We start from the raw sequence: 20860 nt of genomic DNA on the forward strand, positions 1-20860 counted from the left end.
AAAGGTGAAGCATAGTGTTAAAGTTTAAGAAAACAAACTATATTACAGTTCCGCGAAAAGAGCAGGATATCCCAGAGGGCATGTGGATCAAATGTGACGCATGCGGGGAATTACTTTACAAAGAAGATGTGGTGCATAATCACTATTCCTGCTATAAATGCGGCAAATATTTCCGTCTTTCCACAAAGCGCAGACTGCGCATGGTTGCAGACAAGCAGTCTTTTGAAGAGTGGGATACTGGTCTTCAGACAGCAAATCCCCTAGAGTATCCGGGGTATCCGGAAAAATTGGACGGATTAAAGGAAAAACTTCATGTTGATGAAGCTGTGACAACTGGTATATGTACCATCAAAGGCGAGAAAACAGTGATAGCAGTGTGCGATGCCCGTTTTCTCATGGGAAGTATGGGATATGTGGTAGGTGAAAAAATTACCCGAGCGGTGGAAAAAGCGACAGAAATGAAACTTCCGGTTATTATTTTCTGCTGTTCCGGCGGTGCCCGCATGCAGGAAGGAATGGTTTCCCTGATGCAGATGGCGAAAACATCCGCAGCGTTAAAGAAACATTCCGATGCAGGACTGTTATATATTTCCGTGCTTACCGATCCGACTACTGGTGGCGTGACTGCAAGTTTTGCCATGTTAGGTGACATTATTCTGGCAGAGCCGGGTGCATTGGTAGGATTTGCAGGTCCACGTGTCATTGAGCAGACCATCGGACAGAAGTTGCCGGAAGGTTTTCAACGTGCAGAATTTCTGGTAGAACATGGTCTGATCGACGGAATTATCCGTCGTGAGGACATGAAAGATACACTGGCACGTTTGTTGCATATGCATACGCAGAAGGCATCTGTGGATACCATTGAGGCAGTAGAAATGTCTGATATCATGCATGAGCAGAAAAAGAAAAAAGGAAAAATGACGGCCTGGGATCGTGTGATGACAGCGAGATCTTCCGACCGACTTACTTCATTGGATTATATTCATGAGATTTTCAGTGATTTCGAGGAATTTCACGGGGATCGTCATGTGGATGATGATGGGGCAACTGTAGGTGGTATTGCTTATCTGGATGGATGTCCAGTTACGGTGATCGGGCAGCAGAAAGGAAGAACTACCAAAGAAAATATTACGCGAAACTTTGGTATGCCGTCTCCGGAGGGATATCGCAAGGCGTTACGCCTGATGAAACAGGCAGAAAAATTTCACCGTCCGATCATCAACTTTATTGATACGCCGGGTGCGTTTCCAGGGCTGGAAGCCGAGGAACATGGACAGGGTGAGGCAATTGCCAGAAACCTGTATGAGATGGCGGCATTGAAAGTACCTGTGCTCAGTATCGTGATTGGTGAAGGTGGTAGCGGCGGTGCACTGGCACTGGCTGTAGGAAACAAAGTCTTGATGCTGGAAAATGCGACCTATACAATTCTTTCACCGGAAGGATTTGCATCAATTCTCTGGAAAGATGGAAAACGTGCACCGGAGGCAGCAGATCTGATGAAAGTAACGGCAAAAGAGCTGATGAAAATGGGAATCGTGGATGATGTCATTGACGAGCCGATGCCGGCCTGTGAAGAAAATCTGGTGGAACTCAGTAAAGATATGAAAAACCGGATTCGTGGTTTTCTGGCAGAAAATCTTGGAAAAAAACCGGAAAAACTTGCCGAAGAACGGTATGCGCGGTTCCGGAAATTCTAGTTTTTCGATGTAAGGAACAAGATGAAAAAACTCCAATGCAGGCACGACCGATTTCCTATCTTCGCTGCGCCGCTTATCTCCGACCGCTCCCGCGAACTCACCAACAGCAAAAACGGCTGTTGGCTCAAACACGCTCCCGCGGTCGGGCTATGCTCGCTTCGATGACGGAAATCCGTCTACCGCCTCGCCTTGGAGTTTTTCCCATCTTTGTTCTATTTACGCGACGGCACCGCGTGCCACGCATGTATCTAGGAACTTGGTATACAGTATCATTGTGTAGAAAGTTATTAATTTTATAACTGAAATGGCAAAATAAAAGAATCCTTCTGTGACAAGCGATTAAGTGAACGACTGAGTTTTGCGAGTTTTGCGCGAGCGGGAAACGACCAGCTTTTATCGGAGTTGGAAGTGAGCGCGATAAAACCGAAGCAAAACGAGGGTAGTGAACGTCTAGCTGTTGCAGAAGGATTTTTTTACTTTGCCCTACATAATATTAAATTTTAGCCAATACCATAAACAAAAATTACAGGCGTCGTATCAATTCCCACCAACCCATGGATACGATCGGCGGCATGATTTTACAGAACAGCCGATGTACAAAACAGACCGGTCCCGGAGTGGATACCCAAAGTCCGAGTTTGTTATCCAGCAAAGCAAGACGTACCACGGATTTTGTCTTAGAAGCCAGTGGAAAGTGATGTACGGCATGAGCTGCTTTTGGGTTGTCGGTATCTTTTGCAACACCGATAAATTCGGTATCTTTGATCCAGTACGGGCAGACCGCTGTCACATAAATCTGTTTTCCAATCAATTCCCAGCGAAGTGCCTGACTGTAACGGAGTAGAAATGCTTTGGATGCGGCATATACATTAAGCCCCTGCATTGGTTGAAAACCGGCAGTGGAACAGATCTGCAAAATTCTGGAATCTTTGTCAAAATGTGGCATACAGATTGCCGTCATATGAACGGCTGCTTTACAGTTCAGGTCGATCATATGGGTTAATTCTTCCGGCTGCAATGTAAATGGACCGCCAATTTTAGCAAGACCGGCAGCGTTGACCAGATATTTGACAGTAGGGGCTTCAATATCCAGTTTATCCTGAAAATCTTTCATCTGTTCCTCATCTGTAATGTCCATCGGCATAGCAGCACCGACACAGATTCCTGTGGCAGAAATTTCCTGTGCCAGAGCAAGCAGAGGTTCTTTCCGTCTGGCAAGCAGCCAGATTTCATCAATTTCAGAAGCATAGTTTTGACAGATCTGCAAAGCAAATTCACGTCCGAGACCACTGGAAGCACCAGTGATAATTGCAATATTCATATATATAAAATCCTCCGGATTATTTAAAAAAAGTTGCCGTGCTATCAATAGAATTTCCATAATAAAAATAGTGATAGAACTTCTATTATCTTATAACAAATGCGAGTCCTACGCAAGTCATCGAGAAATAAACAACAGAGAGAATAGGTAAATAATTTGCTTATGCCGCAAATAGAATGAAAAATTGTAAAAATATTTTTGTACCTGATATTGTTATAAAAATCAGGTTACATACAGGTAGAACTATGATAAGATGATTTGGTGGAAATTACAGAAAGTTAAGAGGACGTGTTAATGAATAAAAATTATAAATGCATCAACAGTTTTACACTGAAAATGATCGCTATTGTAACAATGGTCATTGACCATGTGGGCGCTGTACTGTTTCCGATGAACATGATATTTCGTTATATTGGAAGAATTTCATTCCCACTGTTTGTGTTTTTACTTGTGGAGGGAAGTATTCATACCAGCAAGATTCGAAAATATGAATTGAGGATGTTTCTGTTTGCATTGATTTCGGAAATTCCGTTTGATTTGGCTTTTTCAAACGAAATTGTGGATATTCATTCCCAGAATGTGTTCTGGACATTGACGATTGGTCTTGTAATGTTGGATTTAATCCAGAATGGAGCATCTTACGTGAAATTACATAAAGGAAAGAAGATGCAGCTGGCTTGGATCGAAGGACAGCCGATTCCGACAATCTGGCAGTTTGTTGTAGTTGCAGTTTGTGGTTGTGTGGCACAGGCATTGCAGACAGATTACGGTGCAGGTGGTATCTTATTGATTTATTTTATCTGGATGCTGCATGAGAACGTGATTGGACAGGCAGTGACATTTGTCATTATTTCGCTACTGTTCTTCGGAAGCGTGGAACTACCGGGTGTGATTGCCTTTTTGCCAATCTTTTTGTATAATGGGAAGAAAGGACCATCGGCAAAATATGTATTTTACGCATTTTATCCGGTGCATTTGTTTATTTTACATTTAATACAGACGAGTACTGCATTTGTGTTTATCACATTTTAAATATGATGTTTTGCATGGCTATGGTAGAAGGATGCATGTGATATTTTGCGTGTGATTTTAGTTCGAGTAAGTTGGAAATCCTTCGATTGGGAAGTTAAAACGGGAGGCATATTTTTTGAAATTCTGGAAACATTTAAAGACAATTAATCATCATAAAATGCTGGTCATGAAAGGCTGTTTTCGGGTAGGTCTGTACAAGCAGGGATTAATGCATGATCTGTCAAAATATATGCCGTCGGAGTTTTTTGTTGGCTGTAAATATTATCAGGGAGATGTCAGCCCGAATAATGCGGAGAGAATGGCTAAGGGGTATTCTTCTGCGTGGCTGCATCACAAAGGGCGCAACAAGCACCATATGGAATATTGGATTGATTACGGAATGCCGTCAGAACCGGCAATAGTAGGTATGCGTATGCCGGACAAATATGTGGTGGAAATGTTTATCGATCGTATGTCTGCTTCGAAAAATTATCAGAAAGAAAAATATACGGATTGCAGTGCACTGGAATATTACCTACATGGCAAAGATCGTCATATTATGCATCCGGAAGTACGGGAACTACTGGAAAAATTGTTGTATATGCTGGCAGATGAAGGAGAGGATGTGACCTTTGATTATATCCGCAGAGAAGTTTTGCACAACAGAAAAAGATGATTATGGTTCAATATGTACCTTTATTTAGTATAGTGAGAAAAAATATTAGAAATCGTTTAACATAATAAAGAATAATAAAGTGTCGGAAGGTATGTGTAGCTTTTATCTCAGTCAAAGTGATTATGACTGAGATAAGAACTGTTGCATATCTTCCGGCAGTTTTGCATTTATGGTTAATTTTTCTCTGGTGATTGGGTGTGTAAAAGTCAGGGATGAACAATGCAGTGCCTGACGGTTCATGGAGTGATTTTCCGGATGATACAGAAAATCTCCGAGAAGCGGATGCCCGATGTGTTTCATGTGTACCCGAATCTGATGGGTGCGCCCAGTTTCCGGTTTGACACGAACCAGAGAAATCTGTTCGTTAGTCCATTCCCGGATAAAATGTGTCACGGCAGGATCACCATTTTCAAAATTCACGCATCGCTCAATGACAGAATCTGCGGCACGGCAGATTGGTGCATCGATCGTTCCTTCTTCTGGAGTAACACCGTCACAAAGTGCCAGATATTCTTTCTGAATCTGTTTTTGCTGCATCGCTTTGGACAGGACAGAAGCAGAAAGCATGTGTTTGGCCAGAAGTGTGACACCGGTGGTATCCCGATCCAGTCGCGTGATACAACGGAAGGTATAAGGTATCTGCTGTGCGGTATAATACCACAGCACGCCATTTGCCAGCGTCTGCTCATAATGGTTGATGGAAGGATGAATCGGCATATTGGCAGGCTTGTCAATGACCAGAATGTCTTCATCTTCATACAAAATGGAGAGCAGCATTTCGTTTGGCACGATATTATCGGAGCCTTCGTTTTCCTCTATGTGGATGTGAAGGGTATCTCCAATGTGGAGCGTTTCGTTTACATAACTCCAGATGCCATTCTTTAAAATGCTTTCTGGTGTTTTTTTCAAATGTACGATTAAGTTGGAAGAGTAGCCGTGTTCCTTTAAAAATTGAAGGATGCTGTCGGTCTCTTTGGTAATTTTATAATCTAAATTTCGAATCATATTATGAAAATGAAAAATTGCATATCGATATCACATAAAAATATGCATAGTTTATGAGTGTCTATTTTTGCTGAAGTAAGTTATATACTATAGTATATAATAATGTGGTATAATATCTTCATAGTGTCCGTCCGGCATCCGGAAACCACCCGGAATAACGCCAAGTTTTGTAAAACCAATGCGTTCATATAAGTGCAGGGCATGAGTGTTGGAAGCAACAACGGCATTAAACTGCATGATGCGGAATCCTTTTTCTTTTGCCATAGCAAGACAGTCAAGGACTAGTTTTTCACCGATATGCTGTCCGCGGGTATCACGGCGAACGGCGTAACTTGCATTGCAGATGTGACCGCAGCGTCCAACATTATTTGGATGCAGAATATAGAGTCCTATAATTTTATTATCTTCGCTATTTATGGCAATGCCAGTGTAAGTCTGTTCCCTAAAAAACCGGTCACCGGTTTCGGCGGTCAGATTTTCTTCCTGTGGAAAGGCGAGACCATCTTCGACAACCTGATTCCATACTTCGGCTGCTTGGGCAGCATCAGCTGTCTGATATTCTCTGATTTTTATATTCATAAAATGTTTTCTCCTTTTATAATCGAAATGGATATCAGATATGATTATATATTGTTATCTGTTACTTGACAATTCCAAATTTCCGTGGAATGCTGTTTGAGTAATGAGATCGACGATAGAGCTGAATGATGTTTCAGACTACATAGTAAAAATGGAATAAATCAGATAAATCAAAGAACGGAGAAAAACATGTATTTTGAATATGGAGAAACAGAAATAGAATATCTGAAGCAAAAGGATAAAAAGTTAGCGGAAGTGATAGAAGTACTTGGAATGATTGAAAGAACCGTGGACACGGATCTGTTTTCTTCCGTAGTGCATCACATCATTGGCCAGCAGATTTCTACGAAAGCCCAGAAAACAATATGGCAGCGGATGCAGGATGACCTTGGAACCATTAATGCGGAAACGATTCTGAAAGCGGGGATACCGCGATTGCAGGCATATGGAATGACATTTCGCAAAGCAGAATATCTGATGGATTTTGCAGAAAAAATAAAAAATGGGGAATTTGATCTGGATGCTGTGTGGCAGATGTCAGACCAGGAGGCGGTTGAATCATTATCGTCATTAAAAGGAATTGGTGTGTGGACAGCGGAGATGATTTTGCTGTTTTGTATGCAGCGTCCGGATGTGTTCAGTTATGGTGATCTGGCAATTTTGCGAGGGCTTCGCATGGTGTATCATCACAGAAAAATTGACAAAAAGTTATTTGAAAAATATCGCAGACGTTTTTCACCGTATTGCAGCGTGGCGAGTCTGTATCTGTGGGCGGTAGCAGGTGGTGCGATTCCCGGCATGAAGGATTATGCACCGAAAACGGTGAAAAGTAAGGCAGCAAATAATAAGAACGTGAAATAAAGATTTTACTCCGTACAGAAAAGGCGATGAGATTTATTTCAATTATCATTGGATATTAAGTATTGATGTGAAATAGGAGGTAGGGACATGGAATACATACATCACTATAAAGCTCCGTTAGGTGGCATCACCATGGCAAGTGACGGTGAAGCACTGACCGGGTTGTGGTTCGATGGACAGAAATATTTTGCCGTGACACTAGCAAAAGAGCATGAAGAAAAAATGCTGCCGGTATTTGAAGAAGCAGACCGTTGGCTGGACATTTATTTTCAGGGAAAAGAGCCGGATTTCCTGCCACCGGTTTCCTTTGCATGCGGATCAGAATTTCAACAGAAAGTGTGGAAAATATTACTATCAATTCCGTATGGAAAAACCATGACTTATGGAGAAATCGCGGCATGTATCGCAAAACAGCGTGGACTTACGCGGATGTCGGCGCAGGCAGTGGGCGGTGCGGTTGGTCATAATCCCATTTCTATTATTGTACCATGTCACAGAGTGGTTGGAACAGATGGAAGCTTAACCGGGTATGCGGGTGGTATTGACAGGAAAGTGAAAATGCTAGAATATGAGCATGTAAATATGGAACAATTCTATGTGCCGAAAAAAGGAACGGCGTTGTAAAAATCAGTTTTTTGTTTTACACGAATGAATGATGATCAGAAGGTTTATTATCAATACTAATTTTAGTAAAGAAATGGGGGAGGTTGGTTATGAATCAGATAAAAAGAGTTTGTTCTGTTTATTTCAGTCCTTGCGGAAGTGTGAAAAAAACAGTAACAACCATGGCACAATGCGCCGGAGAACAGTTAAATCTGCCGGTTGTGGAGATGGATTTTACGTTGCCGGAGTATCGACAGAGGGAATATGCATTTGAAACCGATGATCTGGTCTTTTTTGGAACACCGGTTTATGCAGGACGTGTGCCGAATAAGATTATGCCATATGTTAGGGATAGTTTTACTGGAAATGGGGCATATGCGGTGCCAGTTGTTGTGTTCGGTAATAGAAACTTTGATGATGCGCTGGTGGAGCTAAGTCTGCTTCTGGAACAGAATGGTTTCCAGACAGCAGCAGGGGCGGCGGTGGTATCGAGACATGTTTTTTCGAAAGTGATTGCTTCGGATCGTCCAAGTGAGCAGGATAAAGAAGAATGGAAAAGATTTGTAGGGAACGTGTTGCGGAAGCTGGAACAGAAATCGAATTATATATTTAAAATTTCAGATCTGGTTTCGGGAACCAATCCGCCAGAAAAATATTATACACCCCTTGGTATCGATGGGCAGCCGGCAAAATTCCTGAAGGCACATCCAAAGACAGATTCTGCGTTATGTAAAAAATGTGGAATCTGTGCGGCAAACTGTCCAATGGGCACGATTCAACGGGAGAATCCGTCAGTGACCGATGGTGTCTGTATCAAATGTCAGTCCTGTATCCAAAAATGTCCGATGCAGGCAAAATATTTTGATGATCCGGCATTTTTATCTCATAAGCAGATGTTGGAGCAGAACTTTGCCAGACCGGCAACGTCAGTGTTTATCAGCTAAAGAATCATTGGTGGATGAACCGGTGATTTTTCTCCTTTGGTTCCCCGATGTTTATAAAACATTTTTGGTATGGAATGGTCGGATCAGAAGAAATCCAATCCATACCAGAATCATTGTCACCACCCATGAAATCGGGAATATGACAAACAGACTTTTCAACGTATGAATGCTGACAAATACGGTAATCTTGCATATAATATTAGAAGTACCATATTGACGATAATTATCTGCCTGTTTATAGTAAAAGATAGTTTAGCGGCTAAGGAGGCAGAACGATATGGACACCGGAGAAATCCTGAAGAGGATGACATTAAAAGAGAAGATTGCACTTTGTTCCGGTCAGGATTTCTGGCATACGAAAGCAATGAAACAGTATGGCATTGAGGCACTGATGATGTGTGACGGACCGCATGGACTGCGCAAACAGGAAGGAAAGGCGGACATGCTGGGAGTACATAATTCCAGAGCGGCGACCTGTTTTCCGACGGCGGTGACAGCAGCATGTATGTGGAATCCAGAATTGATGGAACTTATGGGACAGACGATTGCGGAAGAAGCACTTGCTTATGGTGTGGACATTGTTCTGGGACCGGGAGTAAATATCAAACGAAATCCGCTGTGTGGCAGAAATTTTGAATATTTCAGTGAAGATCCTTATCTGGCAGGAAAACTGGCAGCAGGGTGGATCCGTGGGATGGAAGGGGCAGGAGTTGCCTCTTCCTTAAAGCATTTTGCATGTAATTCACAGGAATGGAAACGCTTTTCCTCGGACAGCATCGTGGATGAGCGTACACTGCGGGAGATTTATCTATATGCTTTTGAAATTGCAGTAAAAGAAGGGCAGCCATCTACTGTCATGTGTGCGTATAACAAAATCAACGGTGTGCATTGCAGTGATGATCAACGGCTGTTGACGGATATTTTGCGTCGGGAGTGGGGCTTTGACGGACTGGTTGTGACAGACTGGGGCGCGATGAATGATCGGATCAAAGCGTTTCAGGCAGGCTGTGACCTGAATATGCCCGGCGGCAGTGCGTATATGGAACGTGAGGCAGAGCGGGCAGTAGACAACGGACTTCTTTCGGAAAAAATAGTGGATGCGAGTGCCCTTCGTGTGTTAAATCTCATGCAAAAGTGCGTTGACAATAGACAGGATTATAGTAGAAAAACGACTGGAGTTGGATATCATCAGACGAAGACGACAGCCGTGGGAGAAGTCACAACGGAGAAAAGAGCATCATTAAAATATAATGTAGAAGCGCACCATGACATTGTCAGACAGGTAGCAGAGGAAGGTATTGTATTACTGAAAAATGAGGATCAGATTTTGCCATTGCAACCAAATACAACCGTTGCCCTGATAGGAAATATGGCTAAAAATCTGCGTTATCAGGGAGCGGGAAGCAGTCATATCAATCCGACAAAAATACAGCAGCTTGTGGATGTACTTCCTCATACGGTTTTCACAGAAGGTTGTGACGCATATGGAAACACAACGGAGAAACTTTTAGAGGAAGCGAGAGCCACAGCGCGTCAATGTGGAAAAGTTATTTTATGTGTTGGTTTGCCGGAACGATATGAATCCGAAGGTTTTGACCGGGAATCTCTGAAACTTCCAGAAGGACATCTGCGTTTGATTGATGCGGTGACTGAGGAAAATGCGAACACCATTGTGATTTTGATGAGCGGCGGTGTGGTCGAATGCCCATGGGCAGACAAAGTAAAGGGAATTCTGTATGCGGGATTATCCGGGCAGGCAGGCGCACAGGCGATTGCGAATATTTTGTACGGAAAGGTCAATCCGAGTGGAAAACTGGCAGAGAGCTGGCTAATTAGGTACGAAGATTGTGTGACAGCCGCTTATTATGACAAAGAAAAAGATGCTGTTTACCGGGAAGGCATTTATGTAGGGTATCGGTATTATGACAAAATGCAGTTACCGGTGAGATGGTGCTTTGGTTATGGATTATCCTATACAACATTTGCTTATTCTAATCTGAAGATACAAAAGTATGTTATTTCCTGTGATATCACAAATACCGGGACGTTGCCGGGGAAGGAAATTGTGCAGTTATATCTATCTGCGAAAACACCTGAAATTCATCGCCCGGTGCGGGAATTAAAAGGATTTTCCAAAATTTATTTGAAGCCGGGAGAAACAAAACAAGTACAATTTTTATTGACAGATCGTGATTTTTGTGTATATGCTGACGGATGGAAGCGTCCAAGAGGACGCTATACGGTAGAGCTTGGGGCGTCCAGCAGAGACATCCGCCTGTCCGAGACGATAGTTGCTGGAACGGTGGATTTTGATAAGTATCATGATTGTGCAGATGATGCAAAACAATCAGAGCCTCACCGCAAGGGCACATACACCATGGAAGATTCTGTGGAAGAAATGCAGAAAGATGTAAGGTTTATGCGAGTGGTTTACCGGGCGGCAGACTGGTTTATCCGACGGTCATTAGGCGGAAAAATTACTGACGAAAATGAGGCACAGTATCGGATGATGCAGGCTTCTTCCATGGGAAGTCCAATGCGCACGATGATGATCTGCGGAGGCATCCGGGGTGGTTTGCTTCCCGGAGTACTGGATCTTGCAAATGGACATGTGCTGCGTGGAATCGGGAAAATATGCGGCATTGTGAAAGCAGATTTTTCAGAAATGCGGGTAGTCGAAGAAACAAGTAAGACTGACTGCAAGTAAAATATTCGGAATTAGAGTAAAAAATGCAGGAAGGACAGCAGATATGAAAGCTTTTTTGTTTGATGTAGATGATACTCTATATGATCAGGTACAGCCTTTTGCCCAGACTTTAATGAAAATTTTGGGTAAAACTTTAGTCGAATTTAGTCAGAATTTGTTGAAAAATGAACGTTTGAGAGGTAAAATGATTTCTGTAAGAAATAATTAAGGAGGGAAAATGGTATGAAATTTTTCATTGATACCGCAAACGTAGAAGAGATTAAAAAAGCAAATGATATGGGTGTAATTTGTGGTGTTACAACAAACCCGTCACTGATTGCAAAAGAGGGTCGTGATTTTAACGAAGTAATCAAAGAAATCACCGCTATTGTTGACGGACCAATTTCTGGTGAAGTAAAAGCAACTACTGTAGATGCAGAGGGTATGATCAAAGAAGGACGTGAAATCGCAGCCATTCATCCGAACATGGTTGTAAAGATTCCGATGACTGTAGAAGGTCTGAAAGCAGTAAAAGTATTGTCCTCAGAAGGAATCAAAACAAACGTAACACTGATTTTTACCGCAAATCAGGCACTTCTGGCAGCAGAGGCAGGTGCTACCTATGTATCTCCGTTCCTGGGCAGACTGGATGATATCAGCCAGCCGGGTATTGATCTGATCAACACAATCTCAGAGATTTTTTCCATTTATGGTTATGAGACAGAGATCATCGCTGCTTCTGTAAGAAATCCGATCCATGTAACAGACTGTGCACTGGCAGGTGCTGATATCGCAACGGTTCCGTATAAAGTTATTGAGCAGATGACAAAGCATCCGCTGACAGATCAGGGAATCGAGAAATTCCAGGCAGATTACAAAGCGGTATTCGGAGAATAAGAAAAATAAAAACAGAAACAGAAACATCAACCATCAAATACGTTGTTTGAGTAAGAAGAATCGGAAGTCTGGTCGCTTCCGGTTCTTTTTTTGACAGAAAATTTTTTTGAGTAGAAAACACCACATTTTATCATAGAAAAAGACAGACACGGGAAAAGCCTGCCTGACATAGAATAATAGAAAGGCCGCACATGGAGGTGCCGATTTGAAATCATTTCAATCGCCGCTGAGTACGTTGGAAGAAAAGCAGTATCTGGAGCAGCTGAAAAACGGAAGCGAGCAGGCAAAATCGGTATTGATTGAGCGAAATCTGCGGCTTGTGGCGCACATTGCACGGAAATATCAGGGCGCACAGGAGGATATGGAAGACCTGATCTCTATCGGAACCATTGGATTGATCAAAGCAGTTTCTACCTACAATCTGGAAAAAGGCAGTCGTCTGGGAACATATGCGGCCCGCTGTATCGAAAACGAATTGTTGATGTATTTTCGCAGTAAAAAGAAAACAGCCAGAGATGTATCACTTTATGAGCCGATTGGAACAGACAAAGAAGGTAACCAGATCAAATTGCTGGATATCGTAGAGAGTGGCGAACCGGAGCTGTGGGAGCGTGTCGTGGAAAAGAAAAATATTCTGCGGTTATATGAATTGCTGCCAAAAGTGCTGGATGAGCGGGAAAGTTGGATCATTCGGCAACGGTACGGTCTGTACAACACAAAGCCTGCCACGCAGCGGGAGATTGCCAAAAGTCTGGGGATTTCCAGATCTTATGTGAGCCGGATTGAAAAGAAGGCATTGGAAAAACTGCGACAGGAGTTTGTAAAATAATGAAAAATATCGTTTGAATGTAGACAGATCATGCTGGATATGCTACAGTAAACCTGTCTTTTATCTTACTTTTTACTTTTTTCGGCAATCGCCGGATTTTTCCGTATACGAAAAAGAGGAAAAATGAATATATGTATAGTGTAATTAAAACAGCGGTAGTATGTGGTTTTGAGTCACTTCCGGTGCAGGTAGAAACAGATGTCAGTGACGGCATGCCTTCTTTTGATATGGTGGGATTTCTGACTTCTGAGGTAAAGGAAGCCAGAGAGCGGGTGCGTACTGCGCTGAAAAATGCAGGATTTCGTCTGCCGGCTAAGAAGATTACCATCAATCTGACACCGGCAGATGTGCGAAAATCCGGTACCGGGTGTGATCTGCCTATGGCAGCGTCTGTTCTGGCAGCATTTGGCTTCCTGGATGAGCATATTTTAAGTGATTATCTGTTGCTTGGAGAGGTTGGGTTAAATGGCAGTATTTTGCCGACAAAGGGAGTACTATCGGCAGCCGTATTGGCGCAGAAAGAAGGTATGCAGGGCATTGTAGTGCCATGGGAAAATGTCCGGGAAGCGGCAATTTTAGACACAGTAAAAGTAATCCCAGTGAAAAATCTCAAGGAGTTTGTGCAGATCTGTCAACAGGAGCTTTCGGAGACCTGCTTTTACCGGGAACAGCAGGAAATCTGGAAGACGGAATACGATGTGGATTTCGCAGAACTACGGGGGCAGCCGATGCTGCGCCGCGCCTGCGAGATCGCAGTCAGTGGTATGCACAATTTACTGATGATGGGACCGCCGGGATCTGGCAAGACTATGGCAGCAAAACGGATTCCGACGATTCTGCCGGAATTGAGCCGAGAGGAAAAACTGGAATTGTCTCAGATTTATTCACTCTGTGGTCTGCTGGATCAGGAGCGCATTATTCAGAATGAGCGCCCTTTCCGCAGTCCACATCATACGGTAACGGCACAGGCACTGGTGGGCGGCGGCAAGCAGCCGCATCCCGGAGAAATCAGTCTGGCACATCATGGGATTTTATTTCTGGATGAACTGGCGGAATTTAAGCCGGGGATTCTGGATGTATTGCGAGAGCCATTAGAGGAAAAGAAAATCCATATTTCCCGGGTGGGAGGTAGTTTTGTGTATCCGGCGGATTTTATGCTGGTAGCATCAACAAATCCCTGCCCGTGTGGCTTTTATCCGAATTTAGATCGCTGTAATTGCAGACCTCAGGCAATCAAAAATTATATCAGCCGCATTTCCCAGGCTTTTTTAAACCGTATTGATCTGTGTGTGGAAACAGAAGAAGTCCGCTACACAACGATGGTAGATATGCGGGAGGAAGAAAGCAGTGCGGTGATCCGTGCCCGGGTAGAACGGGTACATGAAATTCAACGGGAGAGGTTTAAAGGCAGAAAATACCGTTTTAACAGTCAGATGAACATGGAAGATCTGGAAACATTCTGCACACTGGATGAGGAGTCCACGGAGCGGATGCAGGACAAGTATGAGGAATATCATTTAAGTGCCCGCACCTATGGAAAAATCCTGAAAACCGCGCGTACCATTGCAGATATGGAAGGGGAGGAAAATATTCAGTGGGGACATCTGGAAGAAGCATTTATGTTCCGAAATCCGGACAAAAATTACTGGAGGAGGGATTAAAGATGTGTGATTTAAAGTATGATTTCTGGCTAGCGTCTCTGATAAATATCAACAGTGGCAAACGAATCCAAATTCGTGAATTATGCGGTAGTGCACAAGTTGTCTATGAAATCCGTGAAGAAACGCTGAAAAATATGCATCTCTTTACCGATAATGAATTACAGCACTTGCTGGAAAGTCGCAAAAAAGACCTGAACCGTGCCTGGGAACGTTTCCTGGGACAAAATATCCAGATGTTTCCCATCGGAAGTAAAAAATATCCGCAGCGCTTAAAAGATATTTCACAGCCGCCATACGCGATTTTCTGCAAAGGCTCCATGCCGGATGCCAGAAAAAGTGTTGGCATCGTAGGCGCCCGCATGTGCTCGGAATATGGCAGAAGTATCGCCACAAAGCTTGGCAACATGCTGGCTGGGAAGGATGTGCAGGTGATCAGTGGTATGGCGCTTGGCATCGACAGTGCCTCCCATGCCGGTGCCTTGCAGGGACAGGGCAGCACGTTTGCTGTCCTTGGCTGCGGCTGCGACATCTGTTATCCGAAAAATGCCCGGAATCTGTATGAAAATATCCAGACTTCCGGCGGAGGTATTTTGTCGGAGTATCCGCCGGGGACGGAACCGCTGCCATATCGATTTCCAGAGCGAAACCGTATCATCAGTGCCCTGTCTGACTGTCTGGTTGTGGTGGAGGCAAAGAAAAAGAGTGGTTCTCTGATCACAGCAGATGCGGCATTAGAGCAGGGCAAAGATGTTTATGCGGTGCCGGGGCGTTTTGGAGATGCATTGAGTGAAGGATGTAATGCCCTGATTGGTCAGGGGGCTGGAATCATCTACGATTTGGATATTTTTTTGCAAAATCTGGGATATTTGCCCGAAAAAAATGCAGAAACGACAAAAATAAAAAATATTTCCCTTGATAAAAGCGAAAAGTTGGTGTATGGTTGTCTTGGTTTACACAGCCGATATATTAACTATATTATAGAAGAAACAGGTTTAGATCTGCTCACAGTACTGCATAGTTTAGACAAACTCAAACGGTACGGACTGGTGCAGGAAACCTTTCAAAATTATTTTTGTAAACGCATATAAAACAGTTCGGGACGGTATTTTTGAAAGAATGTCATGGGTATTTATATAAAATGCAGATGATAAAGTATGGTTTCTGAACATCTGATAATAAGTAAGAACATAGAGGTTAAGAGGTAAGTATGGCGAAGTATTTAGTAATCGTGGAGTCTCCGGCAAAGGTTAAGACAATAAAGAAATTTCTTGGAAAAAATTACGAGGTAGCAGCATCAAATGGACATGTGCGTGATCTGCCGAAAAGTCAGCTTGGATTTGATGTGGAAAATGACTTTGAACCGAAATATATTACCATCCGTGGAAAAGGAGATATTCTGGCAAATCTGCGAAAAGAAGTGAAAAAAGCAGATAAAGTGTATCTCGCAACTGACCCGGATCGTGAGGGAGAGGCTATTTCCTGGCATCTGGCCGCTGCATTAAAATTGGGTGACAAAGATGCAAAACGTATTACATTCAATGAAATTACAAAAAATGCGGTGAAGGCCTCGCTGAAGAATCCCCGGGAAATCGATATGAATCTGGTGGATGCACAACAGGCTCGCCGTGTGCTGGACCGTATGGTAGGTTACAAGATCAGTCCGGTACTCTGGGCAAAAGTAAAACGTGGCTTGAGTGCAGGCCGTGTACAGTCTGTGGCACTTCGTATCATCTGCGATCGTGAAGATGAGATCAACGCGTTCATTCCGGAAGAATACTGGACTATTGATGTGGCGTTAAATGTAAAAGGCGAGAAAAAACCATTAGTTGCAAAATTTTATGGAGATGAAAATGGCAAGATCCAGATTCACAATCAGGCAGAATTAGATGTAATTTTAAAAGAAATCGAGTCTTCCGAATATAAAGTACTGGAAGTGAAAAAAGGTGAGCGTACGAAAAAGCCGCCACTTCCATTCCGGACAAGTACGCTGCAGCAGGAAGCAAGTAAGCATTTGAATTTCTCCACTCAGAAAACCATGCGTTTGGCGCAGCAGTTATACGAAGGTGTGGACATCAAAGGCAGCGGAACCGTTGGTCTGATCACATACCTGCGTACCGATTCTACTCGTGTATCTGAGGAAGCAGAGGCAGCGGCAGCAGAGTATATTGGTACAAACTACGGTGCTGATTATGTGGGTGGAAGTGCTGATGTGAAGAAAAATACTGCGAAGATCCAGGACGCCCATGAGGCGATCCGACCGACAGATTTGAACCGTTCACCGGCGATGGTAAAAGAATCCTTAAGCCGCGATCTGTTTCGTCTGTATCAGCTTATATGGAACCGTTTTGCAGCAAGCTGTATGACACCGGCAGTATATGAGACTACATCCGTTACTATAGGTGCCGGAAAATACCGTTTCCACGTATCTGCATCCAAGGTGAAATTTGACGGTTTCATGTCCGTATATACTTTAGATGAGGAAAAATCAGACCGTGTATTTTTATCCAAATCACTGGATGAAACCTCAGAACTGACCAAAGAAGAAATTGAACCGAAGCAGCATTTTACACAGCCACCGGCACACTTTACTGAGGCTTCTCTGGTAAAGACACTGGAGGAACTTGGTATCGGTCGTCCGAGTACTTATGCTCCGACGATTACAACGATTCTTGGCAGAAGATATATCGTAAAAGAAAACAAAAACCTCTATGTATCTGAACTTGGCGAGGTTGTCAATAATATTATGAAGGAAGCTTTCCCGGAGATTGTGGACGAGCGCTTCACCGCAAATATGGAGTCCCTGTTGGATAAAGTTGAAGAGGGCACCGTAGATTGGAAGATGATCATCCGAAACTTCTATCCGGATCTGGATGCAGCAGTCAAAGCAGCAGAAGCAGAACTGGAGAAAGTAAAAATTGAGGATGAAGTGACTGACGTTGTCTGCGAACAGTGTGGACGTCACATGGTCATCAAATATGGACCACACGGCAGATTCCTTGCATGTCCGGGCTTTCCGGAGTGTCGTAACACGAAGCCTTATTTTGAGAAGATTGGTGTTGCCTGCCCGAAATGTGGCAAGGACATTGTTCTGAAAAAAACGAAAAAAGGCAGAAAATATTACGGCTGCGAGAACAATCCAGAATGTGATTTCATGTCCTGGCAAAAACCGTCCAAGATCCCGTGTCCACAGTGTGGCGGCTACATGGTGGAAAAAGGAAACAAGCTGGTCTGTGCGGACGAGCAGTGTGGTTATGTAATGGAAAAAACGGAAACTTCCGAAGAATAACATGTCACGGAACAGTTTTTTCAAAATTAAATGTATAAAATGACTGAAAAAGTTGTGTTTTTTAAAATTTTTTGTGAAATTTGAAAAAATCTGACAGATTTAAATAAAATTTATTGAATTTACTGAAAAATAGTGCTAAGATATGCCTGTTAATTATCTTGGTACTATTTTTTTGCCGAAAAATCGGCGTGATTGATAAAAATGATATGGAGGAAACTATGAGCAGCGTACAGTTATTAGACAAAACAAGAAAAATCGGAAAACTGCTTCATAATAACAATTCGTCTAAAGTTGTTTTTAATGACATTTGTGATGTTATGACAGATATCCTTGCAGCGAACGTACTGGTAATCAGTAAAAAAGGAAAAGTTCTGGGTACAGGACTTCGCCCGGAAGTGATCGAGATCACAGAACTTTTGGCAGATCAGGTAGGAAATTATATCGATGCATCTTTAAATGAGAGATTACTGGGCATCCTTTCGACCAAAGAGAACGTAAATCTGGAGACACTGGGATTTACGGTAGACAGTGAGAATGGTTATGCAGCAACCATTGCACCAATCGATATCGCAGGTGAGCGTCTCGGTACTTTATTCGTATATCGTCAGAATGCACAGTTTGACATTGATGACATTATCCTGTGCGAGTACGGAACCACAGTCGTAGGACTGGAAATGATGCGTTCCGTAAATGAGGAGAATGAGGAAGAGACCAGAAAAAAACAGATTGTAAAATCTGCACTGAGCACACTTTCTTATTCTGAATTAGATGCTATTGAACATATTTTTGACGAACTGGAAGGACGTGAGGGAATCCTTGTAGCCAGCAAGATCGCTGACCGTGTCGGCATCACACGTTCCGTTATTGTCAATGCGTTGCGTAAATTTGAGAGTGCCGGTGTCATTGAATCCCGTTCCTCAGGAATGAAAGGAACCTACATCAAAGTATTAAATGATGCAGTGTTCGAAGAATTAGACAATCTCAAGGAAAAAAATGACTAAAAATGTCTTGAAGCGTACCTGTAAGTATGCTATACTGAATCGGTCTGAGAAAAGTCACAGATTTTTTGTGCGCTTTTTTTAAGATAAATACTATATTAATCACATATGCGGACTAACTGGGATGGTGCCCACAGGGTAAACCGGCGGGTGAGATGCATATGGAAGAGACAAAACCATGGAGGTAAAAAAATGAGCGTTATTTCAATGAAACAGTTACTGGAAGCAGGTGTACATTTCGGACACCAGACAAGAAGATGGAACCCTAAAATGGCTCCGTACATCTACACAGAGAGAAATGGTATCTACATCATCGACTTACAGAAATCTGTAGGTAAAGTTGACGAAGCTTACAATGCAGTAGCAGATATCGTAGCTGAAGGTGGTACAATTCTTTTCGTTGGTACAAAGAAACAGGCACAGGATGCTATCCAGGCAGAAGCTGAGCGTTGTGGAATGTACTATGTAAACGAGAGATGGTTAGGTGGTATGCTCACAAACTTCAAAACAATCCAGAGCCGTATCGCAAGACTGAAAGCAATCGAGAAAATGTCTGAGGACGGAACATTTGATGTTCTGCCGAAAAAAGAAGTTATCAACATCAAAAAAGAGTGGGATAAACTTGAGAAAAACCTTGGCGGTATTAAAGAGATGGACAGAATCCCGGATGCTATCTTCGTTGTAGATCCGAAAAAAGAGAGAATCTGTGTTCAGGAAGCACACACACTGGGAATTCCGCTGATCGGTATCGCTGATACAAACTGTGATCCGGAAGAGTTAGATTACGTAATCCCGGGTAATGATGATGCTATCAGAGCCGTAAAACTGATCGTTTCCAAAATGGCAGACGCTGTTATCGAAGCAAAACAGGGTACTGTAGAGGCTGACGAGGAAGTTTTCGAAGAGGCTGAAGGAACAGAGGAGTAATCTGTAGATTTGCGGGGAACCGCATCACTATGAATGAAATCGGAGGAATAAAACCATGGCAATTACAGCATCAATGGTAAAAGAATTAAGAGAGATGACCGGCGCAGGCATGATGGACTGCAAGAAAGCTCTTACAGAGACAAACGGTGATATGGACGCAGCTGTTGAGTTCTTAAGAAAGAACGGACAGGCAAAAGCTGAGAAAAAAGCTGGACGTATCGCAGCAGAAGGTCTTGTACGTGTCGCTATGGACGGTGACAACACAGCAGCAATCGTAGAGGTTAACTCTGAGACAGATTTCGTTGCTAAAAATGCTACATTCCAGGAGTATGTAGAAGCTGTTGCAGCTCAGGCTGTTGCATCTGATGCAGCTGATATGGATGCATTTATGGCAGAGACATGGAATGCAGATTCTTCCAAAACTGTAAAAGATGCTCTCGTAGAGAAAATCGCAGTTATCGGTGAGAACCTGAACATTCGTAGATTCCAGAAAGAGACACAGGAGAACGGATGCATCGTTTCTTATATTCACGGTGGCGGACGTATCGGTGTCATTGTAAAAGCTGAGACAGCAGTAGTAAACGAAGCTGTAAAAGAGGCTCTTACAAACGTAGCAATGCAGGTTGCAGCTCTTGCTCCAAAATATGTATCTTCTGAAGACGTTAGCGAAGAGTACAAAGAGCATGAGAAATCTATCCTTCTTGCTCAGGCTAAAAATGAGAATCCGGACAAACCGGACAATATCATTGAGAAAATGATCATCGGACGTCTGAACAAAGAATTGAAAGAGGTTTGCTTAATGGAGCAGGCTTACGTTAAAGCTGAGGATGGAAAACAGACTGTTGCTAAATACTTACAGCAGGTTTCCAAAGAAGTTGG

Annotated in this window: 19 protein-coding genes; 16 read left to right on the forward strand and 3 right to left on the reverse strand. The window is 43.0% G+C overall.

The genetic code is table 11. The annotated features are described in order from the left end of the window. The first annotated feature begins 14 nt into the window (after positions 1-14). The gene (locus Q0I54_RS10315) at positions 15-1697 is read left to right on the forward strand and encodes an acetyl-CoA carboxylase carboxyltransferase subunit alpha (protein ID WP_296118487.1); all 1683 of its coding nucleotides are present in this window, start codon (positions 15-17) and stop codon (positions 1695-1697) included. A gap of 523 nt (positions 1698-2220) precedes the next feature. Here the strand turns inward: Q0I54_RS10315 and Q0I54_RS10320 are convergent. After that, positions 2221-3018 (reverse strand): SDR family oxidoreductase, encoded by a 798-nt coding sequence (locus Q0I54_RS10320; RefSeq protein ID WP_296118489.1) that lies wholly within the window; start codon positions 3016-3018, stop codon positions 2221-2223. A 294-nt stretch (positions 3019-3312) separates the two neighbouring features. Between Q0I54_RS10320 and Q0I54_RS10325 the strand changes: the two genes are divergently transcribed. Together Q0I54_RS10325 and Q0I54_RS10330 are read left to right on the forward strand one after the other, a co-directional pair. Then, complete coding sequence (locus Q0I54_RS10325; protein ID WP_296118490.1) at positions 3313-4050, forward strand: TraX family protein; 738 nt, start codon at positions 3313-3315, stop codon at positions 4048-4050. 115 nt (positions 4051-4165) lie between these two features. Then, positions 4166-4705 carry a DUF5662 family protein gene (locus tag Q0I54_RS10330; protein WP_296118491.1) on the forward strand — a complete coding sequence of 180 codons (540 nt, stop codon included), beginning with the start codon at positions 4166-4168 and terminating at the stop codon, positions 4703-4705. Positions 4706-4825: 120 nt separating this feature from the next. Here the strand turns inward: Q0I54_RS10330 and Q0I54_RS10335 are convergent, their stop codons facing one another. Both Q0I54_RS10335 and Q0I54_RS10340 read right to left on the reverse strand, forming a co-directional pair. Further along, positions 4826-5710 carry an RluA family pseudouridine synthase gene (locus Q0I54_RS10335; RefSeq protein ID WP_296118492.1) on the reverse strand — a complete coding sequence of 295 codons (885 nt, stop codon included), beginning with the start codon at positions 5708-5710 and terminating at the stop codon, positions 4826-4828. A gap of 87 nt (positions 5711-5797) precedes the next feature. Next, a complete protein-coding gene (locus tag Q0I54_RS10340; RefSeq protein ID WP_296118494.1) occupies positions 5798-6289 on the reverse strand; it encodes a GNAT family N-acetyltransferase in 492 nt (163 codons plus the stop codon). 189 nt (positions 6290-6478) lie between these two features. On the opposite strand from Q0I54_RS10340, the gene Q0I54_RS10345 reads away from it, so the two are divergent. From Q0I54_RS10345 to tsf, 13 genes are all read left to right on the forward strand, one after another. Next, positions 6479-7150 (forward strand): DNA-3-methyladenine glycosylase, encoded by a 672-nt coding sequence (locus Q0I54_RS10345; protein WP_296118495.1) that lies wholly within the window; start codon positions 6479-6481, stop codon positions 7148-7150. A gap of 87 nt (positions 7151-7237) precedes the next feature. Further along, entirely contained in the window at positions 7238-7774 is a 537-nt protein-coding gene (locus Q0I54_RS10350; protein ID WP_296118496.1) for a methylated-DNA--[protein]-cysteine S-methyltransferase, read from the forward strand. Positions 7775-7863: 89 nt separating this feature from the next. Further along, on the forward strand, positions 7864-8697 hold the full coding sequence (locus tag Q0I54_RS10355; RefSeq protein WP_296118497.1) for an EFR1 family ferrodoxin: 834 nt from the start codon (positions 7864-7866) through the stop codon (positions 8695-8697). Between the two features lie 277 nt (positions 8698-8974). Beyond that, positions 8975-11404: a glycoside hydrolase family 3 C-terminal domain-containing protein gene (locus Q0I54_RS10360; protein ID WP_296118498.1), complete on the forward strand. Its 2430-nt coding sequence runs from the start codon at positions 8975-8977 to the stop codon at positions 11402-11404. Positions 11405-11447: 43 nt separating this feature from the next. Further along, complete coding sequence (locus Q0I54_RS10365) at positions 11448-11612, forward strand: hypothetical protein (protein ID WP_296118499.1); 165 nt, start codon at positions 11448-11450, stop codon at positions 11610-11612. A 14-nt stretch (positions 11613-11626) separates the two neighbouring features. Continuing rightward, entirely contained in the window at positions 11627-12280 is a 654-nt protein-coding gene (gene fsa / locus Q0I54_RS10370) for a fructose-6-phosphate aldolase (protein ID WP_296118501.1), read from the forward strand. 205 nt (positions 12281-12485) lie between these two features. Then, entirely contained in the window at positions 12486-13109 is a 624-nt protein-coding gene (gene sigK / locus Q0I54_RS10375) for an RNA polymerase sporulation sigma factor SigK (protein ID WP_296118503.1), read from the forward strand. A gap of 131 nt (positions 13110-13240) precedes the next feature. Further along, on the forward strand, positions 13241-14770 hold the full coding sequence (locus Q0I54_RS10380) for a YifB family Mg chelatase-like AAA ATPase (protein WP_296118505.1): 1530 nt from the start codon (positions 13241-13243) through the stop codon (positions 14768-14770). 2 nt (positions 14771-14772) lie between these two features. Further along, positions 14773-15858 (forward strand): DNA-processing protein DprA, encoded by a 1086-nt coding sequence (gene dprA, locus Q0I54_RS10385; RefSeq protein ID WP_296118506.1) that lies wholly within the window; start codon positions 14773-14775, stop codon positions 15856-15858. Positions 15859-15977: 119 nt separating this feature from the next. Then, positions 15978-18056, forward strand: coding sequence for a type I DNA topoisomerase (topA, locus tag Q0I54_RS10390; RefSeq protein WP_296118507.1), 2079 nt, complete (start codon positions 15978-15980; stop codon positions 18054-18056). A gap of 218 nt (positions 18057-18274) precedes the next feature. After that, a complete protein-coding gene (gene codY, locus Q0I54_RS10395; protein ID WP_296118509.1) occupies positions 18275-19057 on the forward strand; it encodes a GTP-sensing pleiotropic transcriptional regulator CodY in 783 nt (260 codons plus the stop codon). A 189-nt stretch (positions 19058-19246) separates the two neighbouring features. Next, positions 19247-19981, forward strand: coding sequence for a 30S ribosomal protein S2 (gene rpsB, locus Q0I54_RS10400; RefSeq protein ID WP_294898558.1), 735 nt, complete (start codon positions 19247-19249; stop codon positions 19979-19981). 55 nt (positions 19982-20036) lie between these two features. Beyond that, a partial coding sequence (gene tsf / locus Q0I54_RS10405; RefSeq protein WP_296118511.1) for a translation elongation factor Ts occupies positions 20037-20860 on the forward strand: 824 nt, incomplete at its 3' end.

The sequence above is a fragment of the uncultured Eubacterium sp. genome (assembly GCF_934295145.1).
In the GTDB taxonomy this organism is placed as follows: Bacteria; Bacillota; Clostridia; order Lachnospirales; family Lachnospiraceae; genus Eubacterium_I.

Bases quoted from the DNA above. Each gene is read 5' to 3' on its own strand.
- Q0I54_RS10320 (WP_296118489.1), bottom strand. From the start codon at position 3,018: ATGAATATTGCAATTATCACTGGTGCTTCCAGTGGTCTCGGACGTGAA.
- Q0I54_RS10325 (WP_296118490.1), top strand. From the start codon at position 3,313: ATGAATAAAAATTATAAATGCATCAACAGTTTTACACTGAAAATGATC.
- Q0I54_RS10335 (WP_296118492.1), bottom strand. From the start codon at position 5,710: ATGATTCGAAATTTAGATTATAAAATTACCAAAGAGACCGACAGCATC.
- Q0I54_RS10340 (WP_296118494.1), bottom strand. From the start codon at position 6,289: ATGAATATAAAAATCAGAGAATATCAGACAGCTGATGCTGCCCAAGCA.
- Q0I54_RS10345 (WP_296118495.1), top strand. From the start codon at position 6,479: ATGTATTTTGAATATGGAGAAACAGAAATAGAATATCTGAAGCAAAAG.
- Q0I54_RS10350 (WP_296118496.1), top strand. From the start codon at position 7,238: ATGGAATACATACATCACTATAAAGCTCCGTTAGGTGGCATCACCATG.
- Q0I54_RS10355 (WP_296118497.1), top strand. From the start codon at position 7,864: ATGAATCAGATAAAAAGAGTTTGTTCTGTTTATTTCAGTCCTTGCGGA.
- Q0I54_RS10360 (WP_296118498.1), top strand. From the start codon at position 8,975: ATGGACACCGGAGAAATCCTGAAGAGGATGACATTAAAAGAGAAGATT.
- Q0I54_RS10365 (WP_296118499.1), top strand. From the start codon at position 11,448: ATGAAAGCTTTTTTGTTTGATGTAGATGATACTCTATATGATCAGGTA.
- fsa (WP_296118501.1), top strand. From the start codon at position 11,627: ATGAAATTTTTCATTGATACCGCAAACGTAGAAGAGATTAAAAAAGCA.
- Q0I54_RS10380 (WP_296118505.1), top strand. From the start codon at position 13,241: ATGTATAGTGTAATTAAAACAGCGGTAGTATGTGGTTTTGAGTCACTT.
- dprA (WP_296118506.1), top strand. From the start codon at position 14,773: ATGTGTGATTTAAAGTATGATTTCTGGCTAGCGTCTCTGATAAATATC.
- topA (WP_296118507.1), top strand. From the start codon at position 15,978: ATGGCGAAGTATTTAGTAATCGTGGAGTCTCCGGCAAAGGTTAAGACA.
- codY (WP_296118509.1), top strand. From the start codon at position 18,275: ATGAGCAGCGTACAGTTATTAGACAAAACAAGAAAAATCGGAAAACTG.
- rpsB (WP_294898558.1), top strand. From the start codon at position 19,247: ATGAGCGTTATTTCAATGAAACAGTTACTGGAAGCAGGTGTACATTTC.